Consider the following 12,836-nt stretch of genomic DNA (forward strand, 5'->3'; position numbering starts at 1 on the left):
CATCCATATTCTGGATTGTGCACAGATTATTCTTATGATCTGAAAAATGTTCATCAGATCTCGTTAACCTTACCTGGCCAGAAAAAAAGAGAGGATTCAGTCCCTCTTCAGGAGGAAGAGTACCCCTATGGCGACAAGAGAGAGGAACCACGGGACCGGCGACTTCTGCGTCGTCGGCATGGTTGCCGGGGCAGTCGTCTCAGCAGTTTCGGTCACGGTCGGCGTGACCGTCTCTCCGACCTGCTGACCGGCAGAGGCGGTCTTCCCAGCGGCGATCGCGAAGTACGAGAAGCCCGAGGCCTCGGCGGAGTACAGGGCCTGGCCGTTCTCCTCCTTCAGGAAGGAGGTCTTGAGCGGCTTCCAGGCACCCTTCTCGTAACTGAGGAGGACGATGCTGTCGGCGGAGAGGCCATGCTCCTTGATCCAGGCCGTCGGTACCGCAAACTCAAGGGTCACCGTGTCGATCGCGGCCGGGTCGGCCCGGTAGAGAGTGGTCTTGATGACCTCGAAGGGTGTCTGCGAGGGAGCGTCCATGCCCGTCGGCAGGGAGGCCTTCTGCACCGTCACCAGCATGTCGTCGATCGCGTCCCAGGCACTGACCGTGATCCGGGTGATCGCTGTTTCTCTCACCACAAAGGTCTGTGTTTCCCCGGCAGGGATGGAACCGGAGATCGCGGCAACTTCAGAATTCCCGCCACCGGATGACGAGTGGGAGGAGACTGTCTCCCCGCCGCTCGGTGCAGTCGAGACTGCGGCCAGACCGAAGATCGAGAGGCCTTTCGGCGAGAAGGCCTCGAAGACCATGTTCCCGTCGGCATCGGTGCCGACGAGGACCGTCTTCAGGACTTCCTTCGTCCCGTCCTCCGCCGAGCGGATGATCCGCACCGCACCCACGCCGCCGTGGGCGTCGACCCACGCCGGACTAGCGGTCATGCGGATCGTGGCATAGGAGACGTCCTGACCGTTCGTCAGGTTCGTCTTGACAATGTTCATCGTGTAAGCGACGGCGTTCACCTTCAACCCGTCACTGGAGGCGGCGAGCTGGAAGGCGCTCTGTGCGTCGGCCGAGACATTCGCAGAGACGGTGGTCTGCAGGGCGGCGCCAGAGGGGATGCCGGTCAGGTTCGCCGAGACGGAGGCGGTGACCGTGCCGACGCCGTCAAGGACCGTGGTGACCGGCGCGGTGTTGAGGGTGATGCCGGCAATTGTGCCGTTCACGGTGCCGTTCACGACGGTGGGAGCGCCCTCGGTCTTGATGATGAGGCTGAAGGTGTCCTCGTCGAGCCGGATGGTGTTCCCGGAGACGGTGGCGTTGGCGGCTGAGGTGTTGACCCTGACCTCCTGCTTCCCATCGCCATTCGTCGTCATGTTGCAGCCCGGAACATCAAGCGATGAGTCCGTCGTCTGGTCGCCGTGCGGCGGCGTCACCGTCACCGTGGCCGTGCCGACCGCACCATTCGCCGCGGCGCTGACCGTGGTCGTGCCGATCTTGTGGGCGGTGAAGTACCCGGTCGCGTTCACCGTGCCGACGGTGGCGTCGGACGACGTCCACCCGAAGGCGAGGGGCGAGATCTCAGCGCCGTTGTCGTCATAGGCGGCGGCGCTGAACGTCAGGACGTCGCCGGGGGTAAGCGAAGACGTCTGCGGCGTAAGGACGATCGAGGCCGGAGCGAGAATGACGCCGTCCTTCCAGGAACCGCACAGGGGGTAATTGTCGATCTGTGTCGACGACGACGTCGTGATGACAAAAGGTTCGTCGCCGATACCGTTGGTATTCGAGTCGTTACAGGTAAAGGAGGAGCCCCAGAAGTTTCCGAGGTACGAGGACTGCGCCTCACCGTGAACCATATAGGTCACCGGTTCGGTGGAGTTCCACTGCCAAGATGCAGCAGGTTGATTGACTATCCATCCATGTGCAGATGGTGTGTTGAATGTGTTGAGGTATGCGGTGTTTGAACCGCCTCTCCTGATGAACATTGCATATTGCCCGCCCGTGAACGTGTTGGAGACGAAGAGGTTGTCGGTGGCGAAATACGCCTCAATGCCTCCGACACTGATATTTCGGAACTGGTTTCCTGAGACGATATTCGATTCCGAGGAAAGTATGGACAATCCATAGTCGCCGCTGTCATGGATCTCGTTCCCTGTGATAGTGTTATCCGTGGCATACCTGACGCATATCGGACCAAAGAGATCTGTTGCACCGGTGATGTTGTAGAGAACATTGTTGGAGATCGTGTTCCCGCTTGATCCCCTGACGCTATTGTCCCATAGGGACGCCTGACCATCCAACCAGATCCCTCTGTAGAACACATCATGAATGGTATTTCCGGTGATGGTGGAGTTGTGCGCCATCCTGATGCTAATGCCCAGATAGTCGTCGAAAACATCATTTCCTGCAATGGTAAGGTTATCGCATTCATAGGAATAGACGGCATTTCGCACGTACCACTTACCGACAGAATAAGTAAGGTCCGTCCCGGTGAGGGAGAATCCCTCGACGGTGACATTGTCAGATTGTATCGTGACGATGTTGTCGTTCGGGTCCGCCGGCCGGATGATCGTCGATGACGACCCGTTCATCGATCCCAGATACACCGCTCGGTCGAGGACGACATTTTCAACATAGGTGCCGTCCCTGACGATGATGCGGTCGCCATCGAACGCCGCGTCGACGGCCGCCTGGATGGTGGTGAAATCTCCTCCGCCGGAGGCATCGACGTACAGGGTGACCGGACCGTCGGGGTGGACGGTGATGGTGGTGGTGCCTTTCACGGTGCTTTTTGAGGCGGTGACCACCGTTTTACCGGCGGTAAAGGCGGCGAAGTAGCCGGTGGCGTTCACCGTGCCGACCGTCTCGTTGCTGCTCGTCCAGGCGAAGACGGACCTCTCCATCTGGTTCCCGTACTGGTCGATGGCCGTTGCATTGAGGGAGAGTCCGTTCCCCTTGAGGACGGTGGGGTTCTTCGGTACAAGAGAGATTGTGGTGAGCTTGGGCGCGGTGTTCTCGGTGATCGCATAGAGTTTACTGTCGCTCGACCCGACGTAGATGGTGCCGTCCGCACCGATGGAGGGTGCGTAGAAGAACCGCGGGCTCACGGGGTCGAGGAACGTCCACTTCAGTGTGCCGTCGGAGCCGATCACATAGAGGTTCCGGTCGTTCTTGTCGGTGGACGGGATATAGACGGTACCTTCGGCATCGACGGCCGGTGCCTCCGTGATGGTGCCGGTGGTTGTATAGGACCACTTCTGGGTGCCGTCGGGGTTCACGGCGTTGACGGTCTTGCTGGCCGAACCCACATAGATCGTGCCGTCGCTGCCGATCGCAGGGGACGCAACGGCGCCACCGGTGGCGTACGACCACTTCTGGGTGCCGTCGGGATTCAGGGCATAGAGGCTGCCGTCGGCCGAACCGGCGTAGATCGTGCCGTCAGCACCGATCGCAGGGGCCGTGTTGACCACACCAGCGGTGGTGTACGACCACTTCTGGGTGCCGTCGGGGTTCAGGGCGTAGATCTTCATGTCGGCCGAACCGGCGTAGATCGTACCGTCCGAACCGATCGCTGGGGCCGAGGAGACCGCCCCGCCGGTTGTGTAAGACCATTTCTCCGTGCCGTCCGGGTTGATGGCGTGGATCTTCGTGCCGGCGGAGCCGGCATAGATCGTGCCGTCGGAACCGATCGTCGGGGCGGAGGAGACGACGCCGCCGGTCGTAAACGTCCACTTCAGCGTGCCGTCAGGGTTCACGGCATAGATCTTCGCGTCACGGCAGCCGAAGTAGACGGTGCCGTCGCTGCCGATCGCTGACGCTGTGTAGATCTGGTTGAGTGCGAGATACGACCATTTCAGCGTGCCGTCAGGGTTGACGGCGTGGAGTTTTTTGTCCCGGGAGCCGACATAAATCGTTCCGTTCTGGTCGATCACCGGCTGGATCGTGAGGAAACCACCCGTAGTGTACGACCATTTCTGCATCGGGTCGCTCGGTCCGGTATAGGGGCTCTGCCCGGTATGCCTCAGGTCGTGGCCGACCATCGGCCACGCCGAGTCGGCAAGGCCGCCCGACTGCTCGGTGACGGTCACCGCAGCGCTGCCCGAGACCGCACCGTACGAGGCGGTGACATTCGTCGTGCCGGCGGCAAGGGCGGTGAAGTACCCGGTGGCGTTCACCGCGCCCACGGTCTCATTCGAACTCGACCAGACAACGGTGATGCCGGCCATCGGGTTGTCGTCGGCGTTATAGGCGGTGGCGACAAACTGCTGGTCGTCGCCGACGCTCAGAGCGGCCGTGACCGGGGCGACCTCGATCCGTGAGGGAGTGGGGCCGGACCCTGCGCCGATGACCGAGTAGCCGCTCGTCACCTTGGGCGCCAGGAGGGCGTTGCTCCAGGCGACCATGTTGTCGCCGTTGTTCGAGTTCTGGCAGTAGCCGTAGACGTTGAAGGCCACAAAGGTGTCCAGGTTCTCGAAGGAGTAGTTGATCCGCACTGCACCCCGGTTCTCGAGGGCAGCGTTCGGTCGAAGCACGCCGGCGTTCAGGTCGATGAACATCACTTGGAAGGTGTTTGCAGCGTCGCTCATGTCTTGGCCGCAATAGATCGGGTAGTCGAAACCGTTGCCGGTCGGCTTCCAGATCTGCGGGCCGTACCTGAAGTCTTCCTTCGTGAAGGTCTCGTCGAGGGCGGAGGGCTGGTAGGTCACGGTGTCAAGGGGCGGGGCCTGGTTGCTCACCGGGTTCGGGGTCCATGTGTAACCGTCAGCCTTCACATGCAGCCTGAAGGTGTCAGGGATCGTCCCGTTCACGGCGACCATCAGGATGATCTCGTCCTCGTAGCCCTTGCCGCCGGAGTCGGTCGCATAGAAGGTGCTGCTCTGGTTCTCGGAGACCGTCACCTGACCGAAGTTGACTGCCGGGTCGGTGGAGATGTGCAGGGCGTTGAGGCCGCGGTCGTAGCCTTCGAACCTGACATTGTAGGTGTTGTTGCCGAAGGCGTTGTATTTCACGCCGGCGTCGTTGGCGACGGTGAAGAAGATGTAGTTGTAGTCGGGAAGGGGCTGCGGGCCGGGGGACGCGGCGGTGACGGTCACCGTGGCCGTGCCCTCGAAAGTGTCGTTTGCCGCCGTGATTGTGGTCGTGCCGGCTGCGAGGGCGGTGAAGTACCCGGTCTCATTTACCATGCCGACCGTTTCGTCGCTACTCGACCACGCAAAGGTGAGACCGGTCATCGGCCGGTTGTTCTGGTCGAGGGCGGTGGCGGTGAACTGCATCGAGGTGCCGATCCCGACGTCAGCGGTCGCGGGAGTGACATTGATCGAGGTCAGCACCGGCGGGACGCCGATAACGGCATAACCGGACGAGCCTGTTGCACTCAGGCGATTGGTCCAGCGGACGCCCTGCCCCTGGTTCGAGGAGACCGTATAGGCGTAGCCGTCGAACGCGGCGAAGGTCTCCAGGTTCTCGAAGGAATACTCGACCTTGATTGCGCCGTTGTCGGTGATCGACTGGCCCGAGAAGTCAGACCGAGAGAGGGTGTTCGCACCGAGGATACCTGCGTTCAGGTCGATGAACATGATCGAGAAGATGTTCCCCGTATCGGTCATGTCCTGTCCGTCGAAGATCGGGTAATCGGCCGCCGCACAGGGCCTCCAGATCTGCGGACCGTAGAGGAAGTCGTTCTTGGTGAACGTCTCGTCCAGGGCGACAGGCACATAGGTGACATTCTCGAATGCAGGATAGGTGCCCGTGAGTACAGGTGTCCACCGATAACCGCTCGCCTTGATGTGGACTCTGAAGTCGTCGGGAACCGTGCCGTTGATCGCCAGCATCAGGATGCCGTCGTCGTCCCAGCCACGGCCACCGGTGTCGGTGATGTAAAAGACGCCGGACTGGTCGCCGCTGAACGTGACCTGACCATTGGAGTTCGAGGCATCGGTCGTAATATGAAAGGCGTTCAGGCCCTGGGTTGCACTCTGGGCAGGGTTGAAGAAGTGATAGGTGTTGTTGCCGTAGTCGTTGAACCGGGCGTTTTCGTTGTTCGAGATACTCAGCAGTGTGTCCTTGTTCGAAGGCATCACCGTAGTACCGGAATCGGCAGCCGCCGGGGCGATACTGATGATCATAAAGAGCAGGAGGAAAGTTGCGGCGATCCACCGCAGGTACCTCCCGCCGGATTCAGAATAATCTTTTCTCATACGTGTGACTCCTCCCATTCCAGACTAAAAGAACGGACAATATGCGCGTTTAAGGTAATGAATTCCATTTAACTGCCCAGAATGGTTAACAGGAGTACTATCGGGCGGCAGCACCATAAAAATATTATTATTTGCCCAGGAGTATAACAGATATCATTAACAGACGAGATGATCGGGCACCTGCTGTTGCGGGAAAGGTGATAAAAAAAGGAAATATAAGATTTTTCAGGGATTTACACGCTCAGAGGCTCACGGTGTAGCCGCTGCTGCCCGCATCCAGAACCCTGTTCGTCCAGGAGATGCCCTGGTCCTGGTTGGACTGGTTGCACCAAGCATAGGCATTGAACGCACAGAAGCCGTCGAAGTTGCTGAGGGTGTAATCGACCTTCGCCATGCCATTACCTTCAAAGGAACTGTTGACGCCGAGCGCACCGACGTTCAGGTCGATGAACATGAACCGGAATGTGTTGTTAGTGCCGCTCATGTCCTGGCCGTAGAAGATGGGATACTCCATAACACTCGACGATTTGTTTATCTGGTAACCATACGTGAAGTTGGCATTTGTGAAGGTGTCGTCCAGCGCTCCTGCCACGTAGTCGTTTACGGGGTCTACAACCGGTATAGAGCCATCGCCCGTCGGCGTCCACTGGTAACCACTTGAGTTAATAGCGAGAGTGAAGTCGGTGTCTGAACTGTTCGTGGCAAACATCAGAATGATGTCGTCGTCATAGCCCCTGCCACCGGTGTCCGAGACATAGAACGTGCCGTTATCGAACGTCCAGTTGGTTACCTACCCGTACGGAAGAGAAATACTATCTGTGATGTGGAGGGCGTTGAGGCCGCCGCCGTCGAACTTCATGTAATAGTTGTCCAAATAAAAGTCATAAAATCTCGTACCATTATCGTTTGCAACTGATATGTTGCAGTGCCTGTACGGCAGTGTAGTCAACGCGGCCGCCGGTGCGACCGTGATCGCAAGCATCATCAGGGCCACGGCAACCATGGCCAGGCTCCTGATACCATCGTTCTCTTTCATGGTTTCACCTCTTTGCTCATTTTTTCGACCGGGTCACACCAATCAACAATAGTTGATTAACTGAGCGGATTAATCAACAAACATACCATGAAACGAACAAGATATAAAAATTATCCCATATTACATTCTCGACACTACAGAATAAGGACAAAATACAAAGATCAAAAACTGCGTATCAGGCCTAAAATCAATTCTATCGTAGAAAAATATAACCCAAACTTTGAAAGCCGGTTCGGGTACACGCCAGGCACAGGCCCCTGTGAAAAAAACGCGGCCATTTCGAGCCTCTGCACAAACGCGACGCTGCCCTCTATCCTCTCTGCCCCTTTTTCATAGCACATCTCGATCAAGGGGGAAAGACCACACCTGCTGATTCGGAGACATCTCTTCACATCAGGATCTGCAGAGCCGCATGATCCGGTATCCGACAGAGAAAAAGGGAAAACCTATAGATGGAAGAACACCGGAGCGTTCCACCGTCCCCTGAAGATGAAAGCGGACGAAATTCCGGAGACCGAACGTGCAACAGAACAAGGTTGATAGGGGCGACCAGGTTGCGGCCCTTCCCCCTACATCCATAGAAACAACGAGAAATGCGGTGCAGGCGGAAAAAATCCATACAATAGCAAGGCAAGAGAAAAGTGGACACCGATCAGGGGAGCAGGGGAAGGAGGGTGAGAACCCGAACCTGGATATGGCAATGCAGTGCAGAAGGTATGCCCGCGGCCGGAATGCCGCTGATCTCTTTCCGGCCTATGGGCCATGGAGTGCCTGCTCCCGATCGTGCTTGCTCCGAGGTTTATATTTGTTGATTAACAGAAAGTGTTAATCAAACAAAAGAATTTGATATCTCCTGAAACCTTATAACTTTCGCTTTGGCCCTCAGGGCGTACTGGCCGCCGTACCCTCCCGGCCAGGCCCCATCCATTTCTGAAAAAGGGCCGACTGCAGAGATAGTTAAGTCAAATGGATATATTGAACAGATATGGAAAAATCAACAGTGTAATAACAGCCACTCGCCATACCTGATGTCATATGGCTGTGATCCCGTGGAGATAACTGATGCAAAGAGAGATGACCTCACCGGAGAGGCGGAGGCGTGCAGACAGATGCTCCTCCCGGTGAAGGAGGAGATGCAGAAGGTGATCGTCGGGCAGGAGGAGACGATCGACGGCCTCCTCACAGCCCTCGTGGCGGGAGGCAACGTCCTCCTCGAAGGGGTGCCCGGCCTCGCAAAGACCCTCATCGTCCGGTCCCTCGCTTCCTGCATCGACTGCTCCTGCGCCCGCATCCAGTTCACCCCCGACCTCCTCCCCTCAGACATCACAGGGACGATGGTGTACAACCAGAAGGAGAGCACCTTCTCCCTTGTCAGGGGCCCGGTCTTCCACAACATCATCCTGGCGGACGAGATCAACAGGGCGCCTCCGAAGGTGCAGTCCGCGCTCCTGGAGGCGATGCAGGAGAGGCAGGTGACGATCCAGGGGGAGACCCTCCCTCTGCCCGACCCCTTCTTCGTCCTCGCCACCCAGAACCCCCTTGAGTCTGAGGGCACCTACCCCCTCCCGGAGGCGCAGACCGACCGCTTCCTCTTCAAACTCCTCATCGACTACCCGACTGTCGCCGACGAGGTCGAGATCCTGGAGAGGTACACCTCGGGGACGGCAGTCACCCCGGCATGCGTCCTCTCTGCACCGGACCTCCTGAGGGTGCGGGCGGCGGCGCGGGCGGTCCGCGCCGACCCCGCGGTGCAGGAGTACGCCGCAAAGGTCGTGGACGCCACCCGCCACCCAGCCGCGTACGGCCTCGACCTTGCAGAGACCGTCGCCTGGGGGGCATCGCCGCGGGCGACCATCGCCCTCGTCCTCGGGGCAAAGGCCCGCGCCCTCCTCGCGGGCCGGGGCTACATCGTCCCCCATGACATCAAGGCCGTCGCCCACGCCTCCCTCCGCCACCGCATCCTCCTCACCTATGCCGCCGAGGCCGCGGGGACAGGCACCGACGCCGTCGTCGACACCGTCCTCGAGGCCGTCGAGGTGCCGTGATGGCGTGCGACGTCGCCGCCCTGATCAGGGGAGTGCGACCCGTGCCCCTCCAGGCCCTCCTCCCGGTCGGCGGCATGCAGGCAGGGGGCCACCGCTCCTCCCTCACCGGTCAGGGAGTCGAGTTCGCCGGCATCAGGGCCTATGTCCCTGGCGACGACGTCCGCACCATCGACTGGAAGGTGACCGCCCGCAGGAACGCTCCCTATGTGCGGGAGTATGCCGAGGACAGGGAGACGACCCTGTACATCACCGTCGACGTCTCGGCCTCGGCCGGATTTTGCGGCACGGCAGGCAAGGAAAAGGCCGTGATCGAGGCGGCCGCAGCACTCGCCCTCGGGGCCGGGAAGAACGGGGACCGTCTCGGCCTCTGCCTCTTCTCCGACAGGGTGGAGACGTTCATCCCGGCACGGCGGGGGAAGAGGCACCTCGCCGCCGTCCTCTCCGCCCTCCTCGACCGCCGTCCCTTCTCGGGGAGGACAGACCTCGCCGCACCCCTCAGGTTCATCGCCGCCACCGTCCCCCGGCACTCCACCGTCGCCGTCGTCTCAGACTTCTTCGGAGACCCCTTCTTCGACGACCTCGCCATCCTGCGGCGGCGCCACGAGGCCGTGCTCGTCAGGGTCGTCGACGCCGCGGAGGAGATGCTCCCCGACGTCGGCCTCATCTCCCTGGAAGACCCGGAGACAGGAGAGCAGGTCATCGCCGACACCTCCGACCCTGCCTTCAGGGCCAGGTACGGGGAGGCCGCGGAGGAGGAGGCGCGGGCCCTCGGCACCGGCGCCGGCACCTGCAGGACACCCCTCCTCCCCCTCAGGGCAGGGGACGACCTTATCGATGCCGTACCGGGCAGGAGGCGGTAGATGCCGGGCTTCACCCGCCCCCTCTGGCTCCTCGCCCTCATCGGCCTCCCTCTGCTCTACCTCCTCTACCTGCGGGCGCAGAAAAGACGGAAGACAGAGGCCCTCCCCTTCTCCCGCGTCGCCCTCGTGAAGGCGGCCCTCCCGCGGCCGTCACGACGGCCTCTCGCCCTCTTCCTCCTCACCCTCCTTGCGATCGGCCTCATCGTCACCGGCCTTGCCGGCCCGCACGTCCCCTTCGCCGGCGTCCACGAGGGGGTGAGCGTGGTCCTCGCCCTGGACACCTCGGGGAGCATGGCCGCGGCGGACTATGCCCCGAACAGGCTTGAGGCCGCAAAGGCCGCAGGGGGCACCCTCCTTGCCGGTCTCGAGGACGAGGACTATGCCGGCGTCGTCACCTTCGAGGCAGGGGCGATGAGCGCCGCCTACCTCTCCCCCGACCTCGCGCGGGTGGAAGGGAAACTCGCGGCCATCAGGCAGAAGGACGGCCCGACCGCCCTCGGCGACGGCCTCGCCCTCGCGGTGGACATGGCCGACGCCATGCCGAACAGGAAGAAGGTGGTCGTCCTCCTCTCCGACGGCGTGAACAACGCGGGCATCATCACGCCCTCCGAGGCGGCGGCCTTCGCACAGGAACGCAACGTCCAGGTCTTCACCGTCGGGCTCGGTTCTGCCGCCCCCACCGCCTTCGGGCCGGCAGAGGACGGGACGATGCAGTACGCGGACCTCGACGAGGAGAACCTGCGGAGGATCGCGGCGGCGACAGGCGGTGCCTATTACCGGTCAGTGGACGGCGACACCCTGCAGGAGATCTATGCCTCCCTCCCGGGTGCGATCGCGCGGGAGCCCGAGGAGACGGACATCGCCGGGGCCTTCTTTGTCGGCGCGGCCCTCGTCCTCCTCGCGGAGTGCTGGCTCAGGTACGGGAGGGGGCGGATCCTCCCGTGATCAGGAAGGTTCTCCTCCTGCTTCTGCTCCTCCTCGCGGCCGTCCAGGCCTGCAGCGCCGGGGAGGTCTCCCTCACCGCGGCAGAGAGCGAGTACACCTTCCAGGTCGGTACCCAGGCCGGGATCGAGGTGGCAGCCGCGAACACCGCAGGCGCGGAGACGAGGGGCACCCTCACCGTCGCGCTCAGGCCAGAGGGGGGCGGGTCAGGGCGGACACAGGTGCGGGGCGTCGTCCTCGGGCCGGGCACGACCAAGGTCCCGGTGGCCCTCGGCACCTTCGATGTCCCGGCGACCTGCAGCCTGGAGATCACCTTCGCCTCCGCAGACGGGAAGGCGGCGGCTCTCAGGGGGATCACCGTCCATTTTGTCGAGGAAGTGGAGCAGGCCGGGGAGAAAGAGACCGGCGGGCCTGTCAGTTCGGTCCCTGAAACGGCCGGGCAGACAGGAGGGAGGTCGCCCCCATCTGGCAGGGGTGGCACGACCGACCGGGAAATCCAGGCTGGGCAGGCGGCGCAGGACGCTGCCGCCCTCAAGGAAGCGCTTCTGGGCGAGACCAACCGGAAGAAGGAGGCAGAAAACGACCTCCTCGATCGAGCACAGAGCGACACTCTGGTCAGGGACTTCGACCGCATGCTCCGGGCAGAGGGATTTGCGCCGGCCGGGCGGTCTGCAGATCCAGACTCCGGCGCCTTCTCCCTCGCCTACAGGCGCGGGGGAGAGGAAGCGGAGGTCAGGGGAGTGATGGGGGAGACACTCGCCTATGCCGCCCTTGAGACCGGCGCACCCCTCAGGGTGCCTGCAGTGCTCGAGGAGAATGCAACATTCGAGGACTATGCGGCAACCCTTACAGGGGAAGGACTCTCCCGCGGGCGGACAGTCATCAATGCCACCCGTGAGCAGAGCACCATCGCACTTGCGTGGGGCGGGGAGGCGGCCTGGGTCAATGCCACCGTCGCCGGCGGGGCCGTGACCGGTGTGACCCTGCACAGGCACCTGAACTGGCTGCCCCTTGCCGCCCTGATGGCGGCGCTCGTCGCCGTGCTGGCGGCGGCCCTGCGGGCAGGCGGGCCGTCAGAGCGGTCAGGGCAGGGAGAGGAGAAAGAAAGGGAGGATACTGCCCCCCCCTCGCCTGCCGCCATCCTTGCGCGGGCGCGGGAGGAGTTCGGGAATGGGGAGACGACCCTCGCATACCGCAGCGCGGCACGGGCGCTCAGGGTGCAGGTCTCGCAGACCCACGGCAGGGGGACCGAGCTCACCGACGAAGAGGCACTGGAACTCCTTGCAGGGGGGGATGCGGCGGCACCGTGGGTGCGCGACGCCCTGCAGACCTGCAGCAGAGTCGCCTTCGCAGGGCGGCCCACGTCTGAGGAAGAATTTGCCACCCTCACAGACAGGATCGGGCGGCATCTCGGTGGCCGCGATGAGTTTAACAGATCCATTTAACCGGTGCGCGGCGGAACCGGCCCGCACGCCGCATATCCCCTTTTTTTCAGGACCAATTCCGCAGGCTTTTATCACCATCGGGAAAATGGAGTACAGGAGATTTCTATGACCGTCTATGTAGCAATGGATGACACCGACAACCTCGAGTCCCGCGGCACCGGGCGTCTCGCACGGAATGTCGCGGCAGCACTTTCAGAAACATATGATATCTATGGTGTCACCCGCCACCAGCTCTTCTTCAATGAAGCGATCCCCTACACCTCGCACAACTCCTGTGCGGTCGTCCACCTCCCCGACGCAGGGAAGGCCGACATCCCGG

Annotated in this window: 7 protein-coding genes and 1 pseudogene; 5 read left to right on the forward strand and 3 right to left on the reverse strand. The window is 61.6% G+C overall.

Going from position 1 to position 12,836, the window contains the following annotated elements; all coding sequences use genetic code 11:
- Nucleotides 1-96 precede the first annotated feature (96 nt).
- From PHP59_RS02130 to PHP59_RS02140, 3 genes are all read right to left on the reverse strand, one after another.
- A complete protein-coding gene (locus PHP59_RS02130) occupies nucleotides 97-6,189 on the reverse strand; it encodes a PQQ-binding-like beta-propeller repeat protein (protein WP_300162883.1) in 6,093 nt (2,030 codons plus the stop codon).
- Nucleotides 6,190-6,430: 241 nt separating this feature from the next.
- Nucleotides 6,431-6,781, reverse strand: a complete 351-nt coding sequence (locus PHP59_RS02135; protein ID WP_300162886.1) for a hypothetical protein — start codon at nucleotides 6,779-6,781, stop codon at nucleotides 6,431-6,433.
- A gap of 198 nt (nucleotides 6,782-6,979) precedes the next feature.
- Nucleotides 6,980-7,225 carry a hypothetical protein gene (locus PHP59_RS02140; protein WP_300162889.1) on the reverse strand — a complete coding sequence of 82 codons (246 nt, stop codon included), beginning with the start codon at nucleotides 7,223-7,225 and terminating at the stop codon, nucleotides 6,980-6,982.
- 1,049 nt (nucleotides 7,226-8,274) lie between these two features.
- Between PHP59_RS02140 and PHP59_RS02145 the strand changes: the two genes are divergently transcribed.
- From PHP59_RS02145 to PHP59_RS02165, 5 genes and pseudogenes are all read left to right on the forward strand, one after another.
- Nucleotides 8,275-9,270, forward strand: coding sequence for an AAA family ATPase (locus tag PHP59_RS02145; RefSeq protein WP_300162892.1), 996 nt, complete (start codon nucleotides 8,275-8,277; stop codon nucleotides 9,268-9,270).
- Complete coding sequence (locus PHP59_RS02150) at nucleotides 9,270-10,130, forward strand: DUF58 domain-containing protein (protein ID WP_300162895.1); 861 nt, start codon at nucleotides 9,270-9,272, stop codon at nucleotides 10,128-10,130. Before PHP59_RS02145 ends, PHP59_RS02150 begins: the two co-directional genes overlap by 1 nt.
- Entirely contained in the window at nucleotides 10,131-11,075 is a 945-nt protein-coding gene (locus PHP59_RS02155) for a VWA domain-containing protein (RefSeq protein ID WP_300162898.1), read from the forward strand.
- Complete coding sequence (locus PHP59_RS02160) at nucleotides 11,072-12,517, forward strand: hypothetical protein (protein WP_300162900.1); 1,446 nt, start codon at nucleotides 11,072-11,074, stop codon at nucleotides 12,515-12,517. Before PHP59_RS02155 ends, PHP59_RS02160 begins: the two co-directional genes overlap by 4 nt.
- A gap of 105 nt (nucleotides 12,518-12,622) precedes the next feature.
- Nucleotides 12,623-12,836, forward strand: a pseudogene (locus PHP59_RS02165) (ABC transporter substrate-binding protein); the annotation flags it as partial.

Origin of the sequence: Methanofollis sp. (genome assembly GCF_028702905.1) — an archaeon.
In the GTDB taxonomy this organism is placed as follows: Archaea; Halobacteriota; Methanomicrobia; order Methanomicrobiales; family Methanofollaceae; genus Methanofollis.

Excerpts from the sequence above, each read along its gene's own strand:
- PHP59_RS02130 (WP_300162883.1), bottom strand. The coding sequence starts at position 6,189 with ATGAGAAAAGATTATTCTGAATCCGGCGGGAGGTACCTGCGGTGGATC.
- PHP59_RS02140 (WP_300162889.1), bottom strand. The coding sequence starts at position 7,225 with ATGAAAGAGAACGATGGTATCAGGAGCCTGGCCATGGTTGCCGTGGCC.
- PHP59_RS02150 (WP_300162895.1), top strand. The coding sequence starts at position 9,270 with ATGGCGTGCGACGTCGCCGCCCTGATCAGGGGAGTGCGACCCGTGCCC.
- PHP59_RS02155 (WP_300162898.1), top strand. The coding sequence starts at position 10,131 with ATGCCGGGCTTCACCCGCCCCCTCTGGCTCCTCGCCCTCATCGGCCTC.